The sequence below is a fragment of the Ornithinicoccus sp. genome (assembly GCF_057176825.1).
Window position 1 is genome coordinate 3,044,798 of record NZ_CM169976.1, and the last position, 22,320, is coordinate 3,067,117.

The 22,320-nt window shown below is 71.1% G+C and carries 21 protein-coding genes, 2 tRNA genes and 2 pseudogenes; 13 read left to right on the forward strand and 12 right to left on the reverse strand.

Features of this window, described 5'->3' with window-relative positions:
• Nucleotides 1–22: 22 nt before the first annotated feature.
• A complete protein-coding gene (locus AC1QRC_RS15130; RefSeq protein WP_484204100.1) occupies nucleotides 23–1,147 on the reverse strand; it encodes a methyltransferase domain-containing protein in 1,125 nt (374 codons plus the stop codon).
• 36 nt (nucleotides 1,148–1,183) lie between these two features.
• Here AC1QRC_RS15130 and AC1QRC_RS15135 point away from each other — a divergent pair, with 36 nt between their 5' ends.
• Nucleotides 1,184–4,156, forward strand: a complete 2,973-nt coding sequence (locus AC1QRC_RS15135; RefSeq protein ID WP_484204101.1) for an ATP-binding protein — start codon at nucleotides 1,184–1,186, stop codon at nucleotides 4,154–4,156.
• Between the two features lie 51 nt (nucleotides 4,157–4,207).
• Here the strand turns inward: AC1QRC_RS15135 and AC1QRC_RS15140 are convergent, their stop codons facing one another.
• The 5 genes from AC1QRC_RS15140 to AC1QRC_RS15160 all read right to left on the reverse strand — a co-directional run bounded on the left by AC1QRC_RS15140 (nucleotide 4,208) and on the right by AC1QRC_RS15160 (nucleotide 7,814).
• Nucleotides 4,208–4,639, reverse strand: a complete 432-nt coding sequence (locus AC1QRC_RS15140) for a type II toxin-antitoxin system VapC family toxin (protein WP_484204102.1) — start codon at nucleotides 4,637–4,639, stop codon at nucleotides 4,208–4,210.
• Between the two features lie 2 nt (nucleotides 4,640–4,641).
• Nucleotides 4,642–4,905 (reverse strand): type II toxin-antitoxin system Phd/YefM family antitoxin, encoded by a 264-nt coding sequence (locus AC1QRC_RS15145; RefSeq protein ID WP_484204103.1) that lies wholly within the window; start codon nucleotides 4,903–4,905, stop codon nucleotides 4,642–4,644.
• Nucleotides 4,906–4,929: 24 nt separating this feature from the next.
• On the reverse strand, nucleotides 4,930–5,970 hold the full coding sequence (locus AC1QRC_RS15150; protein ID WP_484204104.1) for a FecCD family ABC transporter permease: 1,041 nt from the start codon (nucleotides 5,968–5,970) through the stop codon (nucleotides 4,930–4,932).
• Nucleotides 5,967–6,986, reverse strand: a complete 1,020-nt coding sequence (locus tag AC1QRC_RS15155) for a heme/hemin ABC transporter substrate-binding protein (RefSeq protein ID WP_484204105.1) — start codon at nucleotides 6,984–6,986, stop codon at nucleotides 5,967–5,969. Before AC1QRC_RS15155 ends, AC1QRC_RS15150 begins: the two co-directional genes overlap by 4 nt.
• 123 nt (nucleotides 6,987–7,109) lie before the next feature.
• Complete coding sequence (locus AC1QRC_RS15160) at nucleotides 7,110–7,814, reverse strand: biliverdin-producing heme oxygenase (RefSeq protein ID WP_484204106.1); 705 nt, start codon at nucleotides 7,812–7,814, stop codon at nucleotides 7,110–7,112.
• A 261-nt stretch (nucleotides 7,815–8,075) separates the two neighbouring features.
• On the opposite strand from AC1QRC_RS15160, the gene AC1QRC_RS15165 reads away from it, so the two are divergent.
• The 4 genes and pseudogenes from AC1QRC_RS15165 (at nucleotide 8,076) to AC1QRC_RS15180 (ending at nucleotide 11,824) form a co-directional block, all read left to right on the forward strand.
• Entirely contained in the window at nucleotides 8,076–9,119 is a 1,044-nt protein-coding gene (locus AC1QRC_RS15165; protein ID WP_484204107.1) for an ABC transporter substrate-binding protein, read from the forward strand.
• Nucleotides 9,120–9,373: 254 nt separating this feature from the next.
• Nucleotides 9,374–9,730, forward strand: a pseudogene (locus AC1QRC_RS15170) (ABC transporter permease subunit); the annotation flags it as partial.
• A 103-nt stretch (nucleotides 9,731–9,833) separates the two neighbouring features.
• A complete protein-coding gene (locus AC1QRC_RS15175; protein ID WP_484204108.1) occupies nucleotides 9,834–10,760 on the forward strand; it encodes an ABC transporter permease in 927 nt (308 codons plus the stop codon).
• Entirely contained in the window at nucleotides 10,757–11,824 is a 1,068-nt protein-coding gene (locus AC1QRC_RS15180; RefSeq protein WP_484206659.1) for an ABC transporter ATP-binding protein, read from the forward strand. Before AC1QRC_RS15175 ends, AC1QRC_RS15180 begins: the two co-directional genes overlap by 4 nt.
• A 66-nt stretch (nucleotides 11,825–11,890) precedes the next feature.
• On the opposite strand, the pseudogene AC1QRC_RS15185 reads toward AC1QRC_RS15180, so the two are convergent.
• Nucleotides 11,891–12,425, reverse strand: a pseudogene (locus tag AC1QRC_RS15185) (MmyB family transcriptional regulator); the annotation flags it as partial.
• A gap of 134 nt (nucleotides 12,426–12,559) precedes the next feature.
• Nucleotides 12,560–12,632, reverse strand: a tRNA-Arg gene (locus AC1QRC_RS15190).
• 63 nt (nucleotides 12,633–12,695) lie between these two features.
• Here AC1QRC_RS15190 and tyrA point away from each other — a divergent pair.
• Nucleotides 12,696–13,823, forward strand: a complete 1,128-nt coding sequence (tyrA, locus tag AC1QRC_RS15195) for a bifunctional chorismate mutase/prephenate dehydrogenase (RefSeq protein ID WP_484204109.1) — start codon at nucleotides 12,696–12,698, stop codon at nucleotides 13,821–13,823.
• Nucleotides 13,824–13,922: 99 nt separating this feature from the next.
• On the opposite strand, the gene AC1QRC_RS15200 is transcribed toward tyrA, so the two are convergent.
• Nucleotides 13,923–15,143 (reverse strand): PrsW family intramembrane metalloprotease, encoded by a 1,221-nt coding sequence (locus AC1QRC_RS15200; protein ID WP_484204110.1) that lies wholly within the window; start codon nucleotides 15,141–15,143, stop codon nucleotides 13,923–13,925.
• Nucleotides 15,144–15,243: 100 nt separating this feature from the next.
• Here AC1QRC_RS15200 and orn point away from each other — a divergent pair, with 100 nt between their 5' ends.
• Complete coding sequence (orn, locus tag AC1QRC_RS15205) at nucleotides 15,244–15,840, forward strand: oligoribonuclease (RefSeq protein ID WP_484206660.1); 597 nt, start codon at nucleotides 15,244–15,246, stop codon at nucleotides 15,838–15,840.
• Between the two features lie 94 nt (nucleotides 15,841–15,934).
• Here the strand turns inward: orn and AC1QRC_RS15210 are convergent, their stop codons facing one another.
• Nucleotides 15,935–16,534 (reverse strand): YceI family protein, encoded by a 600-nt coding sequence (locus AC1QRC_RS15210; protein WP_484204111.1) that lies wholly within the window; start codon nucleotides 16,532–16,534, stop codon nucleotides 15,935–15,937.
• 247 nt (nucleotides 16,535–16,781) lie between these two features.
• Here AC1QRC_RS15210 and AC1QRC_RS15215 point away from each other — a divergent pair, with 247 nt between their 5' ends.
• Nucleotides 16,782–17,642 carry a L,D-transpeptidase family protein gene (locus tag AC1QRC_RS15215; protein WP_484204112.1) on the forward strand — a complete coding sequence of 287 codons (861 nt, stop codon included), beginning with the start codon at nucleotides 16,782–16,784 and terminating at the stop codon, nucleotides 17,640–17,642.
• Between the two features lie 833 nt (nucleotides 17,643–18,475).
• Here the strand turns inward: AC1QRC_RS15215 and AC1QRC_RS15220 are convergent.
• The gene (locus AC1QRC_RS15220) at nucleotides 18,476–19,063 is read right to left on the reverse strand and encodes a TetR/AcrR family transcriptional regulator (protein WP_484204113.1); all 588 of its coding nucleotides are present in this window, start codon (nucleotides 19,061–19,063) and stop codon (nucleotides 18,476–18,478) included.
• Nucleotides 19,064–19,157: 94 nt separating this feature from the next.
• On the opposite strand from AC1QRC_RS15220, the gene AC1QRC_RS15225 reads away from it, so the two are divergent.
• From AC1QRC_RS15225 to AC1QRC_RS15245, 5 genes are all read left to right on the forward strand, one after another.
• Entirely contained in the window at nucleotides 19,158–19,760 is a 603-nt protein-coding gene (locus AC1QRC_RS15225; RefSeq protein ID WP_484204114.1) for an NAD(P)H-dependent oxidoreductase, read from the forward strand.
• Between the two features lie 89 nt (nucleotides 19,761–19,849).
• Nucleotides 19,850–20,185 carry an ArsR/SmtB family transcription factor gene (locus AC1QRC_RS15230; RefSeq protein WP_484204115.1) on the forward strand — a complete coding sequence of 112 codons (336 nt, stop codon included), beginning with the start codon at nucleotides 19,850–19,852 and terminating at the stop codon, nucleotides 20,183–20,185.
• Nucleotides 20,178–20,651, forward strand: coding sequence for an SRPBCC family protein (locus tag AC1QRC_RS15235; RefSeq protein ID WP_484204116.1), 474 nt, complete (start codon nucleotides 20,178–20,180; stop codon nucleotides 20,649–20,651). The genes AC1QRC_RS15230 and AC1QRC_RS15235 overlap by 8 nt, the downstream gene beginning before the upstream one ends.
• Nucleotides 20,648–20,992, forward strand: a complete 345-nt coding sequence (locus AC1QRC_RS15240) for a TfoX/Sxy family protein (protein WP_484204117.1) — start codon at nucleotides 20,648–20,650, stop codon at nucleotides 20,990–20,992. Before AC1QRC_RS15235 ends, AC1QRC_RS15240 begins: the two co-directional genes overlap by 4 nt.
• Before the next feature lie 61 nt (nucleotides 20,993–21,053).
• On the forward strand, nucleotides 21,054–22,127 hold the full coding sequence (locus AC1QRC_RS15245) for a fatty acid desaturase family protein (RefSeq protein ID WP_484204118.1): 1,074 nt from the start codon (nucleotides 21,054–21,056) through the stop codon (nucleotides 22,125–22,127).
• A 48-nt stretch (nucleotides 22,128–22,175) separates the two neighbouring features.
• Here AC1QRC_RS15245 and AC1QRC_RS15250 read toward each other — a convergent pair.
• Nucleotides 22,176–22,251, reverse strand: a tRNA-His gene (locus AC1QRC_RS15250).
• Nucleotides 22,252–22,320: the final 69 nt, after the last annotated feature.

A 22,320-nucleotide genomic window follows, 5' to 3' on the forward strand; every position in this document is an offset into this window, starting at 1 on the left:
CGGGATGGACTGTCGAACCCGACTATGGACGGGCCTCGATGACCATGTTGAAGTCGTCCTCGGTGGCCCGGCGCACGCTCGAATAGCCAGCAGCCGTCAGCACCTCGCGCAGCGCGGCCTCGCCGGCCAGGGCGCCGAGCGCCAGACCGACCGGCTGGGACAGCGAGTTTGCGGTGCAGAAGAAGGTCGACGCCGCAAAGCCGATAGCCGCCATCGGGGTGGTCGCCAGCGTGCCGGCCAGGTTTTCGCCGGCCCGAGGCTCCACCAGCACCAGGGTTCCGTCGGCGGCCAGGGCCTGGCGGGCGTGCGCCGCGGCACCGACCGGATCGCCCAGGTCATGGAAGGCGTCGAAGAAGGTGATCAGATCGACGTCCTGGTCGCCATAGCCGTGGCAGTGGTCCACCTCGAACCGCACCCGGTCGGCCACACCCGCCTCCGTGGCGCGCCGGTTGGCGGTCTCGACCGAGGGTGGGTGCGCGTCATAACCCACGAACTGGCTGTGCGGATAGGCCTCCGCCAGCAGCAGCAGCGGGGCTCCGTGGCCGGTGCCGACATCGATCACCCGCGCCCCGGCGGCCAACTTTTCGTGAACGCCGTCCAGGGCCGCGATCCACTGGGAGACCAGGTTGTTGCGATAGCCGACGCGGAAGAACCGTTCGGTCCCCTCAAAGATGGCGGGGTCCTGGTCGCCCCACGGGATGCCCGCCCCGGTGCGAAAGGCTTCGGCCAACTGATCGGTCCGGCGGTGCATGGCACTGATCTGCGGGGCGGCGCCGATCATCGAGGCCGGTGAGTCGTCGGTGGCCAGCACCATGGCGTGCTCCGGCGGCAGCGTGAAGGTCCCCTCCGCCGGGTCATAGGTCACAAACCCAACGGCCGCCTGCTGAGCCAGCCACTCGCGCACATAACGCTCGGCCGTCCTGCTCTCGGTGGCGAGTTGCGCGGGGGTGAGGGGCCCGCCTGCTGCCAGCGCGGCATACAGACCGGTCTTGTCGCCGACCACCATCATCGCGGCCGTCGCGCCGCCGGCCAGCATGGCGCCGACGTGCTGGGCGAAGGCCCCGACCTTGTCCAGGTCAAGTGTTGCGGTTGTCATGATCTCTCCTCTGTGAGTGGATGACGCCAGCGTGCGCCGGACGGGATTCACGGGAGTTTCACGCGGGAGTCGGGCACACTGGGGGCGATGCCTGACCTGCGATTCGGCGTGCTCGGCGCGCTCGAGGTCCACGTCGACGGCAGCCAGCGGGAGATCCCACCGGGCCGTCAACGGGCGGTGCTGACCTGCCTAATCGTGCATGCAGGGCACCCCGTCTCGGCTGACGCGCTGATCGAGGCGGCGTGGGGCGAGGATCAGCCGCAGGATCCGCCCAAGGCGCTGCGCACCGTCCTCTCCCGGCTCCGGTCGGTGCTCGGGCGTGACGCGATCGGCCTCGGACCGGCCGGTTATCAGCTCAGCGGCGCGAGCCTTGACTCGGCGGCGTTCGAGGACCTGATCGAATCGGCGAGATCGGTCGCGCCGGGCCGTGCCGGGGACCTGCTCGGCCGCGCCCTGGCGCTGTGGCGCGGGACGGCATACGGGGAGTATGCCGACGCGCCCTTTGCGCGGCCGTCCAGTGAGCACCTGGGTCGCCTGCGACTGGAGGCGATCGAGTCGCGTGCGTTCGCGCTCGTCCAGCGGGGGGAGCCGGAGTCGGCCATCCCGCCCCTGGAGGAGTTGCTGGCGGGGCAGCCGTTCCGGGAGCGGGCGGTGGAGGCGCTGGCGACGGCGCTCTATCACGCCGGCCGGCAGACCGAGGCGCTGGAGAGGCTGCGGGCCTATCGGGCGCTGCTGGGCTCCGAGCTGGGGCTGGATCCGTCGCCGGACCTGGCAGACCTGGAGGGGCGCATCCTCGGGCACGCCCTGACTCCGGTGCGAAGGGACGGCTTGCCGGTGCCGGAGTGGCTCGACACCTCGACCGCCTTCGTCGGGCGGGAGGATGAGCTCGCCGACCTGCAGGCCGCGGCCGAGCGCAACCGGGTCACCGTGGTCACTGGCCCCGGAGGCGTCGGCAAGTCCCGGCTCACGGCCGAGGCGCTCGCCGGCCTGCAGGAGCGACTCGGGCTGCCGGTCGCGGTCGTCGAGCTCGCGGGCATCGGGCCGGGGCGCGTTGCCCTGACGCTGGCGGGGGCACTCGGGCTGCGGCCAGCGGGGGCGTCTGGGCCGTCGGTGTCGGGGGCATCGGTGTCTGAGGCGTCGGGGGCGTCGGGGGCGTCGGGGACCGAAGCCGGGGCAGGAGCCGGGCCGGCGGTCGACTCCGTGATCGAGGATCTCGTGGAATACCTCAGCGCGGTGCCCCACCTGCTGGTGCTCGACAACTGCGAGCACCTCCTCGACGAGGTGACCCCACTGGTCTCCTCGATCACCCGCAGGTGCTCGAACGTCCGGGTGCTGGCCACGAGCCGGCGGAGACTCGGCCTGCCGGAGGAGCAGGTGCTGCCCCTGGGACCGCTCGGAGTGCCCGATCCGGGCCAGTCAGTTGGTGGTCAGGGGTCGAGCGCCTCCGTCCGGCTGTTTGGCGACCGGGTCCGGCGGCTGCGACCCACCTTTGCGGTGACCGCGGACAACACAGCGAGTGTCGCCGAGTTGTGCCGGCGCTGCGAGGGGCTGCCGCTCGCCCTCGAGCTCGCGGCGTCGCGCACCGCAGCGTCGGGCGTCGACGAGGTGCTCGCCCGGTTTCCCACCGACGTCGTGGGGGTGTCCGGGAAGTTGGGGGCAGTGGTGGACTGGTCCTATGGGCTGCTCAAGCCTGACGAACAGGCCCTGCTCGACGGCCTGTCGGTCTTCACCGGTGCGTTCACGGGTGAGGCGGTGGTGGGGCTGATGTCTCAGGTCTCGTCGTGGCACGGTGACCCGGCTCCGGCGCTCGCCGAATTGGTCGAGTCCTCCCTGGTCGTCCACCGGGACACCGGCAGCGGTCCGCGCTATCGATTGCTGGAGATGGTGCGGGCATTCGCGGCGCGCCGCCTGATCGAGTCGGGGCGTGCGGACGAGATCGGGGCCGCTCACGGCGCCTGGGTGCGCGACGTGGTGGCGGGCATCCGAGCGGACTGGTCGCGGCTCGACGGGGCGGTGGTGGCTGCCCGGCTGAGCGACTGCAGCAGTGAGGCGGTCACGGCCCTGACGCGGGCACTGGATGGCGGGCAGCTGCCCCTGGCCTCGGAGATCTCCCACTCGATCGGCCGTTGCCTTCACTGGACGCCCGGTCTGGACCTGCGGGACCTGATGATCGAGGTGGGGGAGCGCTGCGCCGAGCAGCCCGGGCCGGGCGTGGCTGCCGGAGTCGCCACGGCCGCCTTCGCCACGGCCGAACGGGGTGATCATGTGCGTGCACGCACGCTCGGTGTCTCGGCGTTGGAGATGTCGCAGGACCCCGACTCAACTGCCACCGCTCAGATGGCTCTCGCCGTGGCCGCGATGTATGCCGGGGATCTCGCCGACTCAGCCCGCTGGTTCCGGAGTCTGGCGGCCGATCCCGCGCTGGTCGGTGAAGCGAACACCTCGCTGGCGTTGATCGCCTGCTACTCCCAGGACCTTGTGCGGGCCAGGGAGCACGCCGAGATCGCCCTCGCGGCCGGCCCCTCCGGCAGCGACGCCTCGCACTCCTTCGCCCGCTATGGAGCCGGCGAGGTCGAGACGCTGGCGGACCCCTCCCGCGGCGCACAGTTGCTCAGAGAGGCGGCGGCGGAGGCGGATCGCGTGGCTGCCGAGCAGGTCGGCCGGGTGTCCAGGATCGCGCTGTTCGCCCTGCTGGTGCGTGGTGAGGAGCACGCCGAGGCGGTTTCCCTGGGGCATCACCTGTGCGGTGAGCTGCGCCGACTCGGGGCGTGGACGCAGATGTGGACCCTGCTGCGGATGCTGGCCGAGCTCCTGGCTGACGCCGGACGCTCGTCCGACGCGGCCTTTTTCCTTGGGGCGGCGCAGGGGGCGGCGGGGGCACCGCCGCCGGTTGGGCAGGACGTGGAGCGCTATGCGCAGTTGGAGGCGCAACTGTCCGCCCACCTGGGAGCCCATGTCGTGGAGCAGATCACTGCCCTGGCCAGGGCGACCCCGCGAGCCCAGGTGCTCAGCCGCGCCGAGCGAGTGCTGTCAGCCCTGGACGAGCCAGCGTCGGCATGAGGGAGCCCGGGTCCGCCTGAGCCAGCGACGAGGTTTGTGGCGAGGCGGGGCTCAGTCGGCCATGTGTGCAGGCGCGACCCGGAGGCCAGCGCTCACTGCACCGGCATGAAGTCGCCTGTCCCACACCGCGAGCACCGTCGCATCTCCCACGGCGAGCGCGCTGGCCAGGTGGATCGCGTCGGCTCCCCGCAGGGCGTGCCTGGCGGCGAGGGTGCCCGCGTAGACACCGACCTGCTCCGTCAACTCGACCACCCTGATGGAGTCCCAGAACTGCTCCCACAGCGTTGTCGCCTGCGCCTGCTCATCAGGCGCCAGGCGCTCAGACCGGCCGGCGGCGGCCAGTGCCGCGTGCACCTCCGGATAGGCCAGGCGGCTTGAGACGGCCGCGTCGCAGCCATCCCAGAGGCTCGCCGTCAGGTCACTGCCATCCTCGTCGACCAGCAGCTTGACCAGCGCGCTGCTGTCGAAATAGACGATGGCCATGCCTAGCGGCGCTGCTCACTGACAAGCTCAGACACGGATGCTGACGCCTGCACCCGCCTCGCCCGGCGGGCCGAAGGCCGCGCCTCATGCTTCGGCCGACTCAGCACGCCCTGCCGGGTGAGCTCGTCCAGCAGTGGTGCGCTGTCGACCGCCACAAGTCGGGCAACCGGCGTGCCTCGGTCGGTCACGACGACCTCCTCGCCCGAGCGGGCGCGCTCGATCCATTGGGCCAGCTCTGCCCGCAGCGCACTCACGGCGACGTCCATGACTCTAACTGTACATCTTTAGAGCTATTGGATGTACAGATGCCGCATCTCCTCGCGGTGGGCGTGGCCGGCAAGGATCGAGCTGGCCGAACTATCCCGCGTGCATTCTGGACGCCGATTTGTGATGCTGTCCTCCATGTCCACCGAGCACGCCAACGCCCCTCGGCGTGCCCTGGTGAGCACCGCGACCAGGACGATCACCTGGATCCGGAACCGCTCGACGTTGACGCCCAGGTGTCGAGCGGGACGCTCACCCAGGGCCAACAGGTCTAGCCTGCGGGTGTAGCGCAGCGCGACGAGTACCCCCAGGACGATGAGGGGGCCGGCGACGTAGACGCGCTGCCAGCGGGTGCCGTTCAGGCTGCCCAGCTGCCAGAAGACGATCTCCTCCCGGGCCGAGGTGTCGCCCAGGAAGGTGAGGAAGGCGATGACCGCACCGGCGACGGCGTTGACCGCGATCCCGGTGAGGACGAGCGTGACCACCTCGGTGCGGCCGCCCTGCCGTGCGGTCGCGTAGGCCAGCCCGGTGGTGGCGAGGCCGCCGAGGAAGGCCGCGGCCACCAGGGTCCAGTCCCCCAGGACGGAGATCCCGAAGACGATCACGGTGCAGGCGGCGGCCGCGGCACCGGCGGAGACACCGACGATGCCCGGCTCGGCGAGCGGGTTGCCGAACACCCCCTGCATGAGCACGCCACCGACCGCCAGCGCCGCCCCCACGACGAGCGCCAGTGCGATCCGGGGGAACCGGATCACCCACAGCGCCGAGTCGGCGTGCGGGTGGGCCGGCGACGGCCCCAGGTCCAGCCCGATGCGGTCCCCGACGGACCCCAGCACCTCGGCCGGGCTGACCCCCATCTGGCCCATCCCCGCCGACAGCAGCACGAGGGCGACGAGCGCCGCGGTGAGGCCGGTGACGACCGTGGCGACCAGGCCGGGGCGCCTCCACCGGCCCCCACGCTGCTGGTCAGGGTGGTCCGGGCCGGGTGCGCCGACGACGGACTGGTCGGGGACAGGAAGCAACTCCCGCAGGGGAGGCGGGCTGAGCACGACGGGGCTGGCGCTCACTCCAGGTCCCCTGCCGACTCCGGGGCGTAGATGGCCACGGCGAGGGCCTCCAGCACGGCGGCGGTCTGCGGGCCGAAGCTGAGGATCTCGGTGTCGTCCATGTCGACGATGCGCCGGTTCTCCCCCGCGGGGGTGAGGGCCAGGGCGGGCACCGCCTCGAGCAGTCCGTCCACCCCTCCGGTCGACTCCAGTCCCTTGGTCATCATCAGGACCAGGTCCGGCGCGGCCTCGACGAGCCCCTCGTCGGTCATCGGCTTCATGCCCTTCCAGCCGATCTCGGTCGCGACATCGTGACCGCCGAGCGCCTCGATGAGGGAGTCGGTGCCCGATCCGGTGCCGAACATGTAGTAGATGCCGGACTGTCCGCGGACATAGAGGAAGACGATCCGCAGGGCGTCCTCCCCCTCGGGCGCGATGCCGGCGATCTGGGAGACCATCTCCTCGATCCCGGCCGACGTCCGCTCCGCGAGCTCCGCGCCCTGCTCGGGCACCCCCAGCGACTCGGCGACGAGCATGATGATGTCGTCGACGTTGTCCATCGAGCGGTGGGAGTCCACGACCACGACCGGGATGCCGGCCTCCCGCATCTGCAGGATCACGTCCCACGGGCCCAGGCTGCTGTCGGTGATGATCACCGACGGAGCCAATTCCAGGATGGCCTCGCCGTTCAGCTCGTGACCGTTCTGGGTGACAAGCGGCCGGTCCAGGATCTCCGGGTAGGCCGACGAGGTGTCCCTCCCGACGATGTTGTCGCCCAGCCCGAGCTCGAAGACCACCCGGGAGGTGGTGCCGTAGAGGTCGATCGCCAGGATCCGGCTGGTGTCGTGGATCGTCACCTCGGTCCCCTGCGCGTCGGTGACCGTCACCGGCAGCGCCTGCGCCGGGTGGTCCTCGACCGGGTTGATCCCGGTCCGCGCCAGGCGGGCCGTCGACGGCCCCTGGTAGTCGCGGGGGTCCTCCAGGACCGTCGCCTCGTCCAACCGGGCGCCGGGATCGACGGTCCGCGTCCTCGCCACCGAGGGCCGTGCCGCATGCGCTCAGCAGGCAGAGCACCAGGACGACGAGTACGCCGACCGGCCCGTGACCCGCCCCACTGCTCCGACGCCCCCGGTGCCGGGACCCGCGGACCGCGCGCGTCGTCATACGGCCACCCCGGCGTCAGCGGGGAACCGGCGTGCCAGGGCGGAGAACACGGCCCCGTTGAGGCGGAACGCGGCGTGGGTCTCGGCGACGATCCGCGCCCTGTCCGTCTCGGTCCAGGGCGCCTCGTCCAGCGCGCGGCGGTAGTCGTCCTTGAACGGCTTCGGCTTGGGGATCTGCGGGAAGTGGTAGAAGAGCAGGCCGGGCTCGCCGGGGGTCAGCGGGTAGGTGCGGGCCAGGATCCGGCCCAGGGCCAGGCCGCCGGAGAGGTCCCCCAGGTAGCGGGTGTAGTGGTGGGCCACGAACCCTCCGGCCCACGTGGCGGCGTCCTCGATGCGGGCCGCGTAGACCCGGGCGGCGTCGCTGGGGGTGATGACCGTGCGGAAGTCCAGCCCCACCAGCGCGGCCAGATCGGCCTCCAGTGCCGGCAGTCGCTCCAGCGCGGGGTCGATGAACCGGGCCGCGACGGGGTCCGTGGCCAGCCGTGCGGCAACCGACTCCAGCGCGGTGTAGATCACCCAGTGCTCGGCGGCGAGTGCGCCGTAGCCCTCGATCCCGACGCGTCCGTCGAGCAGGCGCTGCATGAAATCGGAGGTCTCAGTCTCCTCGTGCACCGCCCTGGTCTGCCCCCGCAGCACGGTCGAGAACGGGGTCTCGTCGGGGGACGGCGTCCCCCCGGACAGCACGGAATTGATCGCAGGCACGGCTGAGAGCTCCTTGGAGCGGAGTGTGGGAGCCAGATCCGCGGACCCGGCAGAATCGGAACCAAGGTAACACTTACTAAGGCCAGGCTAACCTAAATCTGTGAGATATACATCACATTCACGTTGCGATATTTCCGGCGCGAACGAGGCTTCACCGGGCGTCCACCGGGCGTTCTCCGCGCGGTGGTCTGCGTGACCTTGACTCTTCCCGCCCCGTACAGTTCCCCCCGCGACAGGTTCCGCGGAAACGAAGGAGACCCCATGCAGGCGACCCGGCGCCCCGGCGTGCTCGTGACCACCCTCACCTCGGCGGCGTTGCTGCTGGCGGCGTGCAGCGAGCCGGCCGCGGACGAGGAGGGCGGCTCCGACGAGGGCCAGACCGGCGGCGGCAGCGGCAGCATCACGGTCTACACCTCCGAGCCGCAGGAGAAGATCGACGAGATCGTCGCCGCGTTCGAGGACGCGCACCCGGACGTGTCGGTCCAGGTGTTCCGGGCAGGCACGGGCGACCTGAACGCCCGGATCGCCAGCGAGTTGGAGACCGGGGACGTGGGCGCCGACGTGCTGCTCGCCGCGGACGCCCCGACCTTCGAGGGCTACAAGGACCAGGACCTACTGCTGGAGCACACCCCCGCCGACGCCGAGGCCCTGCTGGAGCAGGTCGTCGACCCCGAGGGGTACTACGTCGGGACCCGCCTGATCCCGACCGTCATTGCCTACAACACCGGGGCGGTGCAGGATCCGCCGACGTCCTGGCAGGAGCTGACCGACGACACCTACGCCGGCCAGCTGGTGATGCCCAACCCGGACGTGTCGGGGGCGGCCGCCTACAACGCCGCGGTGTGGCTGCTCACCGACGCGCTCGGGGAGGACTGGATCCGGGCCCTCGGCGAGAACGACGTCCTCGTGGCCGAGTCGAACGGCCCCGCCTCCCAGGCCGTGGCCGACGGGTCGCGCCCGGTCGGCGTGGTCGTGGACTACCTCGTCCGGGACCTCGCCGCCCAGGGGTCGCCGGTCGAGGTGTCCTACCCCAGCGAGGGCGTGCCCTACGTCGCGCAGCCGGCCGCGGTCTTCGCCTCCAGCGACAACCCCGAGGGCGCGACGGCATTCGTGGACTTCCTGGTCTCCAGCGAGGGGCAGACGATCGCCGTGGAGCAGAACTACCTTCCGGTGCGCTCGGACGTCGGGACCCCCGACGGTGCCCCGTCACTGGAGGAGCTGGCCCTGCTGGAGGTCCCCCTGGAGGAGGTCACCGCCGAGCAGTCCCGCGCGGTGGACCTCTTCAAGGAGGCGGTCCTGCCGTAGTGACCCCCCTGCTGCGGCTCTCGATCTGGGTGGCCCTCGCCGGGGTGGTGCTCACCCCGTTGGCGCTGGTGGTCTCCCTCGCCTTCGGCGCCAACCACCTGCCCATGCTGGTGGAGGCCGGTCTCCTGGAGGCCGCCCTCAACTCCGTGGTGTCCGCGCTGTGCTCGGCGCTGCTCGCGGTGGCCGGCGCCGCCCTGCTGGCCGTGCTCGTGGACCGGTCCGACCTGGCCGGCCGGGGCGGGGTGCGACTGCTGATGCTGACCCCGTTGCTGGTGCCGCCCTTCGTCGGCGCCATCGCCTGGACCGGGCTGCTCACCCGGGGCGGATTGGTGCACTCGGTCACCGGGTGGGCGCCGTGGCAGATGTATGGCGGCAGCGGGGTGGTCTTCCTCCTCACCGTGCACTCGCTGCCGGTCGCGTACCTGGTGGTGTCCGCGGCCCTGGCCCGGGTGCCGGCTGACCTGGAACTCGCCGCCCGGGTGTCCGGCGCCACCCCCCGCCGGGTGTTCGGCGACGTGACCCTGCCGCTGATCCGCCCGGCCCTGCTCGCCGCGTTCACCCTGGTCTTCGTGGGCAACCTGGGCGACTTCGGCATCCCGATCCTGGTCGGCTCGCCCGCCGGCTACGACACCCTGGCCACGATGATCTACCGCTTCCTGCAGTCCGGCACGGTGGAGGCGCCGCTGCAGGTGACTGCCCAGATCGGGGTGGTGCTTGCTGATCCTGGGCATTGCCGGGGTCATCGTCGACCGGATCGTGGCGCGGCGCTCGGTGGAGCTGGACGCGGCCGGGCAGGTGGGCACGGTGCTCCCCCTGGGGCGGCTGCGGGCTCCGGTCTCGGGGGCGGCCTGGCTGGTCGCGACGCTGCTGACGGTCGGCCCGCTGCTGGCCCTGGCCACCCGCGCCCTGCTGCCGGCTCCCGGCGTCCCGCTCACCTGGGAGACGATCACGCTCGACAACCTGCGACGGGCGCTCACCGCACCGAGTACGGTCTCCGGCGTGACGAACTCGGTGGTGCTGGCCGGAGGGGCGGCCCTGCTGTGCGCCGTCCTCGGCCTGGCCATCGGCGTCCTCACCACGCGCGCCGCCTCCCGCACCTCCGGCCCCATGCTCTTCACCGTGCTGCTCCCCCAGGCCGTGCCGGGCCTGATCATTGCGGTCGGCTGGCTGATCCTCGGTCGCTACACCGGGCTCTACAACACCGGGTGGGTCATCCTGGGCGCCTACGTCACCGCGTTCACCGCCCTCGTCGTGCAGTCGGTCCGCGGCCCGCTCGCCGGGATGGCCAGCTCCTGGGAGGAGGCGGCCCGGCTCTCCGGCGCGGGCCCGCTGCGCTCCCTCTGGGACACCAGCGTGCGGCTGGCGCTGCCCGCGACCGTCAGCGGGGCCGCACTGGTGGCGGTGACGGCCGTGCGCGAGCTGACCCTGTCGGTGCTGCTCGTCTCGCCCGGCACCCAGACGTTGGGCGTGGTGATCTTCAGCTACCAGCAGGCCGGCGACTACAACGCCTCCTCCGCCCTGTCCCTGGTCTTCATGCTGGTCGGGGTGGCGGCCGTGGCCATGGTTGTGCCGGGCAGCGGCGGGCGGCGCCGGCGCTGGCTGCGAGGCAGCTCCTCGATGGCCCAGGGGGTGCGAGCATGAGCCGGATCGAGATCGCGGGGCTCTCCGCCGCCTACGGCAGGGTGCCGGTGCTGCACGACATCGACCTGGAGGTGCCGGACGGGACGGTGCTGACCCTGCTCGGCCCATCCGGATCGGGCAAGACCAGCCTGCTGCGTACGGTCGCCGGGTTCCTGGACCCCGTGGCCGGGAGCGTGCGTGCCGGTGACCGGCTGCTCGTCGAGGCGGGCCAGCGCCCGGTGCCGCCGGAGCGGCGCAACCTGGCCATGGTGTTCCAGCACCACGCAGTGTGGCCGCACCTGACCGTCGAGCAGAACGTCGCCTACCCCCTGCGTCGCCGCCGGGTCAGCCGCGCCGAGCGGGAGGAGCGCATCGAGCACGCGCTGGACGCGGTCGGACTCACCGAGTTCGCCGACCGCCGTCCCGACACCCTGTCCGGTGGGCAGCGGCAACGGGTCGCCCTGGCCCGGGCGATCGTCGCCCGCCCCGAGGCACTGCTGCTCGACGAGGCGCTGTCCGCCCTCGACGAGCCGCTGCGCGCCGCCCTGCGCCTGACCCTGCGCCAACTGGTCGACACCGAGGGACTCACCGTGATCCAGGTGACCCACGACCGGGACGAGGCTCTCGCTCTGGCCGACAGCATCGCCGTGCTCGACCACGGCCGGGTGGCACAGGTCGGCTCGCCTGCCGAGTTGGTCGACGCCCCGGCCTCGGCGTCGGTGGCCCGCTTCCTGCACGACGCGACCGTCGTGGACGGCACGGTCGACGACGCGGGTGTGTTCCACGGGCCGGACGGCCACCCCACCGTCGACCCCGATCGGCTCGCCCGACCGGCCGGGCAGGTCCGCGGGCCGGCCACCCTGGCGCTGCTCCCCCAGGGCCTCCAGGTCTGCGCACCGGACGCCGGCGATGGGCCGCCGGCCGAGGTCGAGGCGGTGCTCTACGGGCGGTCCGGCAGCACGGTCGTCTGCCGTTGGCTGGGTCGCCAAGTCCGTGCCCTCACCGCCGGCGAGCCCGACGACACCCTGCACACGGGCCAGCGGGTGGGGCTGCGGGTCGGGCACGCGGCGGTCTATCCGGCCTGAGGCACGGGCGCCGGCACGGCGTGGTGCGCCACACTCAGCGCAGCGCCTGGTCCCTGATGACGGAGACTCCAGGAGACCGACCTCGGGCTGGACGAAGTGCTTCACCTCCTCCGGTCGGACCCCGATCTCGTGCTGGGTCCAACAATCCGCGGAACTCCTCGCTCTGTGCGAGCAGGAGGTCGGCCAGTTGCGCGGCGCGCGATGACGGACCTCGCACGGTGGTCACCTCGCGCAGGCCCGAGACGAACATCCGGCTCAGGAACGGGTGGTCCTCCGGGGCATACCGCGCCCGCGTCGCGGGGTCGGTGAACCAGCGGTAGCCGATGCTGCGGGCCGGCCCCCGGTATGCCGTGAGGTCACCTGTGAGGGCGACGCCGAGCGGGGTCTGTCGCAGCGTCTCCCCGAGCTCGGTCACGATCTTGGCGGGGGTGTCGTGCAGCCGGTCGAAGATGCGCAGCAGACCAGGGCTGATGAAGTCGGAGCCCGCGCCGCGCGCCGGCGGGTTGTGCCCGGCGAGATGGAACAGGTGGTCCCGCTCGTCCAGGGAGAGGTGGAGTCCCTGCGCGATGGGGGCGAGCATTTGCTCAAAGGGGCGGAGGCCGAGCGCGTCTGGACGGTCTCCGAGGCACTCACCCAGGTGGCGTTGCCGCGCCGGTGACCGGTGGTCCCCACGACTCTCCCCACCTGCCGCCGCACGGTCCGCCCGAGCCAGCTCACGGCATACGGGCCGGCGCGCGCCCCCGGCAGGACTCGAACCTGCAACCTACGGATTAGAAGGCCGTTGCTCTATCCATTGAGCTACGGGGGCCGTGACCGGGGCGGTGGACCCACCGCGGTCGGGCGCCATTCTAGGCGTGGCTACGATTCCGGGATGGACGCACCCGATGCCCCGCTGACGTCACTGCGCGCCCAGATTGACGAGGTCGACAGCGACATCCTCGACGCCCTGACCCGCCGGCTTGAGCTGGTCAGCCAGGTGGGCGAGGTCAAGGGCCGGTACGGGCTGCCGATCTATGCGCCGGACCGGGAGCGGGCCATGATCGCGCGGCGTCGCGAGGAAGCCGCGGCCCGCGGGCTGTCGCCCGACCTGATCGAGGACATCCTGCGCCGGTGCATGCGGGAGTCCTACACGCACGAGAAGAACATGGGCTTCACCCGGCGCGCCCCGGACCTGGGGCCGGTCGTCGTGGTCGGTGGCCGGGGTGCCATGGGTGCGCTGTTCGGGCGGATGCTCACGCTCTCCGGCTACCAGGTCGAGGTGCTGGACAAGGAGGACTGGGACCGCTCCGAGGAGCTCCTGGCGGGTGCCGGGATGGTGCTGGTCAGCGTCCCGATCCACGACACGCTCGACGTCATCGCGGCGCTGCCCCCGTTGCCCGAGGGGTGTCTGCTGGTCGACCTCACCTCCACCAAGGCCAAGCCGCTCGCCGCGATGCTCGCCGCCCACCCGGGGCCGGTCCTGGGGTTGCACCCGATGTTCGGGCCCGGCGTCGACAGCTTCGCCAAGCAGGTCGTCGCCTATGCCCCCGGCCGCGACCCGGAGGCCAGCGAGTGGTTGTTGGACCAGATGCGACTGTGGGGCGCCAGGGTCCATGAGGTCGAGGCGCACGACCACGACCACGCGATGGGCCTGATCCAGGCACTGCGCCACTTCTCCACCTTCGCCTACGGGCTGCACCTGGCCCACGAGGATCGGCCGCTGGACGAGTTGCTCGCGCTGTCCTCCCCCATCTACCGGCTCGAGCTCATCATGGTGGGCCGTCTCTTCGCCCAGGACCCCGAGCTGTACGCCGACATCATCATGGCCTCGTCCGACAACCTCGAGATCATCGAGCGCTACCACCAGCGGTTCGGGCAGGCCCTCGCCCTGATCGAGCAGCAGGATCGCGCGGGATTCATCGAGGTGTTCCGCGAGATCGGCGAGTGGTTCGGGCCGTATGCCGAGCGGTTCCTCTCCGAGAGCACCTCGCTGCTGGCGCACGCCGACGCCACCCGCTGAGGGGTGGCACCGCCAGACCACACGTCTGGTGCCCTCAGAAACCGCCAGACCACACGTCCTGTGGGGGTGTGGGACCGCCAGACCACACGTCCGGTGCCCTCAGAAACCGCCAGACCACCCGCCCGGTCGAGTGGGGGGCGGGGCCGCGGCGGGCGAAGGGGGATGCGTGGGGGCGAACGCGGCTCGCCCCTGCTGCACCATCGCGAGCAGCTCCTGCTCCCGGGGCAGCCACACCGCGGGTGAGTCACCGCGCTCCAGGTGCCGGCGGGCGACGGCGAGCTCGGTCGCGTCGTCCTGGAAGGCCTCCATCGCCCGTTGCGCGCGGCGGCCGCCGACGCCGCGGGCCCACCTGCGGGCCTGGCGGCGTTCCCGCGGCGAGGTCAGCATCGAGACCTCGCCCGGGGTGAACCACCCGTTGATGCCGTAGTGCGTCAACTGCTCGCGAAGCAGCCTGGTCTCCCGGCGGCGCGCCCAGACCAGGATCGTGACAAAGCCCAAGAACAACGGGACCTGCACCAACACGTACACCGTGAGGAACCCGCGCAGGTCGGAACTCACGGCGGCGTAGTTCCACAGCGCGTGCAGGAACACCGCGGCACCGAATCCCCCCAACGGGATCAAGGCCGCGGCCAGCGTGCGCCGGTAGGCGATGATCCCCAGTGCCAGGCCGAAGCACACCGTGAACATGGGGTGGATGAACGGGCTGACCAGGCAGCGCACGACGAATACGCCCACCAGCCCCTCGGCGCCGTGATCCTGGTAGTTGGTGCCCAGGTAGAGGATGTTCTCGACGAAGGCGAACCCCGCCCCGACCATGCCCGCGTAGACGATCCCGTCGACGATCCCGTTGAACTCACGACGGGCGAGCAGGAAGATCAGCAGCACGCCGAGGCACTTGAGGAACTCCTCCACGAGGGGTGCGACAAAGACCGGCCCGGCGATCTGGGTGTCCACCTGGAGCCCGCCGAAGAAGGCCACCCCGAGCTCGTTGAGGACCAGGGCGCCCAGCGTGGAGACCAGGGCTCCCCACAGGAAGGCGAACCACATCAGCCTGGCCGGCTCGGCCTCCATCCGGTCCACCCAGAGGAACACGGGGACGACGATGCCGATCGCGATGGAGGCCGTCAGCGCGCCCAGCAGCGCACCCTCGGCACCGGTGTTCTCGCTGATCACCGACACCAACACGAGTGCGCACAGCAGGAACAGCGTGACGGCCACCCCGGTCAGCAGGGCCCGCCGCACCCCGGGCATCCGGCTCGCGTTCTGCGGGGCCGGGGCCTGCGGGTGGTACACCGGCTGCTGCCATGCGGGAACGGACATGTGCGGCAATGTACCCGGCCGGCGAACTAGGGTGTGAGGCGTGACCGAAGCCGCCTCTGCCCGTGCCCTGACCGACCGGATCGTCTGGATCGACTGCGAGATGACGGGGCTGGACCCGACCCAGGACGCCCTGATCGAAGTCGCCACGCTCGTGACGGACTTCGAGCTGAACCTGCTCGGCGAGGGCGTCGACCTGGTGATCCGGCCGCCCGAGGAGGCCCTGGCACAGATGGGCGACTTCGTCCGCCAGATGCACATCGATAGCGGACTGCTCGACGTGCTCGCGGACGGGACGACGCTGCAGGACGCCCAGGAGCACGTGCTCGCCTACGTGCGCGAGTGGGTCCCGGAGGCCCGCAAGGCACCCCTGGGTGGCAACACCATCGCCACCGACCGCGCCTTCCTGGCCCGGGACATGCCCGAGCTGGAGTCGCACCTGCACTACCGGATGATCGACGTCTCCTCCATCAAGGAGCTGTCCCGCCGGTGGTTCCCCCGCGCCTACTTCGCCGCGCCGGAGAAGACCGGCGGGCACCGGGCGCTGGGCGACATCCAGGACAGCATCAACGAGTTGCGCTACTACCGCAGCGCCGTCTTCAAGGACCTCCCCGGCCCGGACAGCGCCTCGTTGAAGGAGCTGGCCCGCCAGATCACGGCACCCCCCGCCGACCCGGACGCCGGCACCACCGCCGGCTGACGACATACGGAGAGACGGCAATGGCCCCCGCCACCCTGTGGGGTGACCGGGGCCGTTGCCTGGGCCCTCGCACGGGCCCGCTGCGGGAGTGGGGTCAGCCGCGGATCGCGGAGATGTCGAACTCCAGGGTGACCTTCTCGGAGACGAGCACGCCACCGGTCTCCAGTGCGGCGTTCCAGTCCAGGCCCCAGTCCTTGCGGTTGACGACCAGGGAGCCCTCGAAGCCGGCGCGCAGGTTGCCGAACGGGTCGGTGGCCGAGCCGGTCGGCTCGAACGGGATGCTGACCGACTTGGTGACGTCCTTGATGGTCAGGTCGCCGGTGATGACGTACTCGCCGTCCTCGCCCAGGGCGACGTCGGTGGAGACGAAGGTGATGGTCGGGTAGGTGTCCACCTCGAAGAAGTCGCTGTTGCGCAGGTGCTCATCACGCTGGGCCTGCCCGGAGAAGACGCTGCCGGTCTGGATGGTGACCTTGGCCCAGGACTTGCTCACGTCGGTGGTGTCGATGTGCGCGGTGCCCTCGAACTCCTGGAAGTGGCCGCGGACCTTGGTGACCATGGCGTGGCGGGCGGTGAAGCCGAGGCGGGTGTGGGTGACGTCCAGGGTGTAGTCACCGGCCAGGTCGGCGACGGCGTTGCTGGTCGGCTCGTCGATGACGGCGGTGGCGGTCTTGTTCTTGGAGAAGAGGCCCATGGTGGGTTCCTTTCGGTCGTGGTCTGTGGTGGTGCGTGGTCTCGGGTTGTGCGCCGGTTGTGGCGCTCACTGGGTCAAACATAGTTGAACTATCAATCATTCCCAAGGGTTTGTGGCGCTTGTCACACTGAGGGAAGGTTGCGGCCGGGTCTCATTCGGGTGTGTCGCGGCCTCCCGGAGCAACATTCCGGGATCCTTATGGCGTCTCGTGTGTGACAGCACAACCGGGTCAGGAGGGTGGACGGGCATGGTGCTCAGGAAGGACTCCGCGGTCGCGAACGCGCTGCGCGAGGTCACGCTGCGACGTCGGGACCTGCTGCGCGGCGGGCTCGGACTCGCCGTGGGCGCGACCGTCGGCGGTGTCGTGGTCGACCCCGAGCGGTATGCCGCACCACCGCCTCCCCCGCCGGAGCCGGAAGAGCCTCCGGAGCCTGAGGAGCCGGAAGCTCCCCCAGAGACCGAGCCGGAGCCCGAGGAGCCGCCGGAGGAAGAGCCGGAGCCCGAGCCCGAGCTGACCTCGTTCCGCCGCGGCGACTCCGGCGATGCCGTGCTGGCGCTCCAGGAGAAGCTCGGCGCCGTGGGGTACTGGTGCGGCACGCCCGACGGCGGCTTCGGCCATCTCACCGAGCAGGCCGTCTTCGCCGCCCAGAAAGCCAACGGCCTGACCCGCGACGGGATCGCCGGGCCGCAGACGCTGGCGGCCGTCGAGTCCGGCTACCTGCCCAGCCCCGTCTCCAGCGGCGACCTCTTCGAGGTCAACCTCGCCAGCCAGCTCATCCTCGTCGTGCGTGGTGGCGCCACGACCATGGTGTTCAACACCTCGACCGGCAACGGCGAGCCCTACACCTTCGAGGGTCGCGACTACATCGCCGTCACGCCGACCGGCGACTTCGCCGTCTGGTACACCGACGGCAGCGGGTGGCGCGACGGGGAGCTCGGCGAGCTCTACCGGCCGATGTTCTACTCCGGCAACTACGCGGTGCACGGCTCGGACTCCATCCCGCCCTACCCCGCCTCGCACGGGTGCTGCCGGGTCTCGGTCGCCGCGATGGACATGGTCTGGTCCACCGGGCTATTGGCCATGGGCGGCCGCGTCCGCGTCGTCTGACCTGCGATGTCCTCGTATCGAGGACAGATCCGCACGGTGCGCCCCACGCGAGCGGCACCGCGAGGCCGCTCAATCTCGCGTGGAGCATCAAGGGGCCTATGACCCCCTTCATTTACCACGCGAGATCAGGCCCCACCGACGACAGCACTTCCCCGCCCACCGCACCAGCGTCCACCCCAGCGGCGTCCACCGCACCGGCGTCCACCGCCCAGGAGGCCCGGCCGGGCTCGCCCGAACTGGCACCCTGACCTGCGATGTCCTCGTATCGAGGACAGATCCGCACGGTGCGCCCCACGCGAGCGGCACCGCGAGGCCGCTCAATCTCGCGTGGAGCATCAAGGGGCCTATGACCCCCTTCATTTACCACGCGAGATCAGGCCCCACCGACGACAGCACTTCCCCGCCCACCGCACCAGCGTCCACCCCACCAGCGTCCACCGCACCAGCGTCCACCCCACCAGCGTCCACCGCACCGGCGTCCACCGCACCGGCGTCCACCGCCCAGGAGGCCAGGCCGGGCTCGCCCGAACTGGCACCCTGACCTGCGATGTCCTCGATACGAGGACACCCGGCCGGGCGAGGCACCCGCGAAGGACGGCGCGCACAGGGCACGGCGCGTGCAGAGCCGGCACCGCAAGCCAGCTCAATCTCGCGTGGAGGATAAACGGGCCTATGACCCCCTTCATTTACCACGCGAGATCAGGTCCGCCGACGACAGCGCCTCCCACACACCGCACGGGCACCCACCGCATACGCCCGGCCGAGCTCGCCCGGACTGGCGCCCTGACCTGCGATGTCCTCGATACGAGGACACATCGTCGACTGCTCCCGCCTCAGTCGGCGAGTTGCAGCCCCAGCAGCGAGTCCAGTCCCGGTCGGGCGACGGCGGCATCGAGGTGCCCGGCCGCGGCGAGGACGGCCAGCCCGTGCACCGCACCCCACAGAGCCGCGGACGTCGCCGCGACCGTGTCCTCGGCGACCCCCGCCGGCATGGCCTCGCGCACCGTCGTGGCGAGGAACTCGTCGTTGGCCTGGATCAGGGGCGCCGTCACCGGGCTGGGGTCCCGCGGGTCACACACCTCGGGGTCGAAGATGATCTGGAACACGGCCGGGTACCCCGTCGCGAAGTCGACGTAGGCGATCGCGACATCGAGCAGGCGGTCGCGGGGTGTGCTGGCCGCATCGCGGGCGGCGACCATCGCGTCCAGCAGGTCGCCCAGACCTCTTGCGGCTACCGCCTTGAGCAGTCCCTGCCGGTCTCCGAAGTGGTGGTACGGCGCGTTGTGGCTTACCCCCGCCCGGCGCGCCACCGCCCGCAGGCTCACCGAAGCTGATCCCTCCTCGGTGAGGAGGTCGACCGCTGCCTGCTCGAGGGCGGCCGCGAGATCCCCGTGGTGATAGGGAACTTTCGATCTTGACACGGTCAACATCCTAACCTAAGTTGACAGCGTCAACTTTGTTGACACTGTCTAGATTTCGCTCGATCCACGCGACCCCCACCCATCGGAGCCACCCATGTCCGCCATCCTCGTCATCGACGGCCACCCCAACCCTGACAGCCTGTGCGCCTCGATCGCGCGCACTTACACCGAGAACGCCACCGACGCCAGCCTGCTCGCCGTCCGCGAGCTCGAGTTCGACGTGCACATGCGCCACGGTTACACCCGACGGATGCCCATCGAGCCCGGTCTCGCGCACGCACGGCTGGCGATCCGCGAGGCGCGCCACCTCGTGGTCGTCACCCCGGTGTGGTGGCGCGCGACCCCGGCCATGCTCAAGGGCTTCCTCGACCGGGCACTCCTGCCCCAGGAGGACTACCGCTACACCGAGCGCGGGCTCCCCGTCGGCCTTCTGAAGGGTCGGAGCGCCCGGGTGATCATGACCTCAGACACGCCACTGTTCCTGCAGCCGGTACTGCCGGACACCCGGCTCCGGTCACTCACTCGCGGAACGCTGGCCTTCTGCGGCTACTCCCCCGTCCGGACCACGCGGTTCGCGCCGGTCAAGGGCTCGACCCCGCAGCGTCGCACCGAGTGGCTCGCCTCGGTCGCGCAGGTCGCCCGGACGGAGTCGGCCCGGGTGGCATCGTCCGAACTACTCGGAGCGTCGGCCGCCTGACCCCGCGACCCAACACCCCCCCCACCAACAACTGTGAGTACAAACGACTACTTGTGCTAACGTCGGTATGTCGACGTGGAGGTAGTCCCATGAGTGCCGATCCCGCACCGGATCTCGACCGATCACTCCGCGCCCTGGCAGACGGCAATCGACGGGCCATCCTGGCCGTCGTCCGCTCCCGCCCTCGCTCGGTGGGTGAGATCGCCGCTCAGCTCGGGCTCTCGCAGCAGACCACGTCGCACCACCTCGGGGTGCTGCGTGCTGCCGGACTCGCCAGCAGTACCCGGGAGGGCACCCGGCACCTGTTCTCCGTGCGCCCCGACGGCCTGGCAGCAGTCCGCTCCTACCTGGATGAGTTCTGGCCCACCAAGCTGGGCGCACTCAAGGCCGCTGTCGAGGCCAAGGAGGGGGCTGGCGATGGCTGAGTTCGCCACCTCGATCGACATCGACGCCGCACCGGAGGTCGTCTTCGACTACCTGGTGACCGACGACGGCATGACGGCGTGGATGGGCCAGCACGCGGACCTGGAGGCGCGGCCGGGTGGCCGCTTCGCGGTGGACATCGCCGGGCACGCGATCCGGGGCCAGTTCGTCGAGGTGGACCGACCCCGTCGCGTGGTCTTCTCCTGGGGCGTGGCCGGCAGCCCGGACCTCCCCCCGGGCACCTCCACCGTGGCGTTCACGCTGACTCCCACGGAGGCCGGCACCAGGGTCGAACTGCTCCACTTGGACCTGCCCGATGACGGCCTGCCCGGCCACGCCGACGGGTGGGCGCACTTCCTGCCCCGGCTAGACATCGCGGCACGCGTCGGCGACGCCGGGCCGGACGACTGGGTGCCGCTCCCCGACCGGACCACCGCCCACCCGCAACCTCCAGGGAGGACCCGATGAGCGCACCCCAGAACGAGCTGGCCGACCGCATACGTGTTGTCCTGGCAGACGAGCAGGAGATCCGCGAGGTCTCCATGTTCGGCGGATTGTCCTTCATGGTCCGCGACCGGATGGTAGTGGCCGCCCAGCGGGACGGCGGCCTCCTCGTGCGGATCGACCCCGCACGACACGGGGAGCTGACGGCACGCCCCGGCGCACGGCAGGCCGAGATGGGCAAGGGCCGTTCCATGGGGCCGGGCTGGATCACCGTGGACGGCGAGGCACTCGACACCAACGAGTCGCTCGCCTCGTGGATGGACGTCGCGATGCAGTTCCACCAGGCGTCCGTGCTACCGACGTAGGGGGTGCGGTTGGCCCTGCAGGGTGAGGACCGCAACGGCCCGGGGTTCCTAGCGTCGCAGCATGACCACGACGACCGGACCGACTCCCCCAGCGCCCCGCCACCACCCGGCCGCCCAGGACTTCCTCGAGCTCTCCCGCCGCGTCAAGGAGGCGGGCCTGATGGACCGCCGCCTCGGCTGGTATGTCGGACGGGCCGCGCTGCTGGCCGCGGGCCTGGCGCTGGCCACGACCCTGCTGCTCACCCTGGGCCGGACCGCCTGGCAACTCGGGGTCGCACTGCTCTTCGCCGTCCTGTTCACCCAGGCGGGCTTCCTCGGGCACGATGCCGCGCACCAGCAGGTCTTTGCCTCCAAGCGGCACAACGACCGGCTCGCCCAGGTGGTGAGCAACCTCGTGGTCGGGCTGAGCCACGGCTGGTGGGTGCGCAAGCACGGGAAGCACCACGCCCACCCCAACACGCTCGGCCGCGACGAGGACGTCGGGACGGGGGCGCTCGTCTTCGACCCTGCCGACGTCCCCCACCGCACCGGGATCCTCGGCTGGATCACCCGGCGTCAGGGGTGGCTGTTCTTCCCGATGCTGACCCTGGAGGGGATCAACCTGCACGTCAACGCGGTGCGCACCATCCTCCGGGGCCAGGACCTGAGACACCGCAGGCTCGAGGCAGCCCTCATCACCGTCCGGCTTCTCGGCTTCCCCGCAGTGGTCCTCACGGTGCTCGGGCCGGGCCTGGGGCTGGCCTTCCTGGCGGTCCAGCTGGCCGCCTTCGGCCTCTACCTGGGCGCCAGCTTTGCCCCCAACCACAAGGGTATGCCGTTGCTCGAGGCAGGCTCGACGCTCGACTTCCTGCGGCGACAGGTGCTGACCTCGCGCAACATCCGCGGCGGACGGGTGGTGACCTGGGCGATGGGCGGCCTGAACCACCAGGTCGAACACCACCTGTTCCCGCGGATGCCGAGCGTGAACCTGCACCGAGCCAGACCGATCGTCCGCGAGCTCTGCGCCGAGCGCGGCATCCCCTACACCGAGACCGGGCTGGTGACGTCCTACCGCATCGTCGTGCGCTACCTCAATCGCGTCGGGCTCGGGCACGCGGATCCGTTCGAGTGCCCGCTGGTCGCGCAGTACCGCTGACGGGGTGGGAAAAGAGAACTGGCCCCGGTGCGAACACCGGGGCCAGCGTGGGGTGAGTGACGGGACTTGAACCCGCGACATCCGCGACCACAACGCGGCGCTCTACCTGCTGAGCTACACCCACCATGCCGACCGGACGGACGACATACCCGATCCGGACAACGCGGACCATCGTACCCGCTGCGGGGGCATG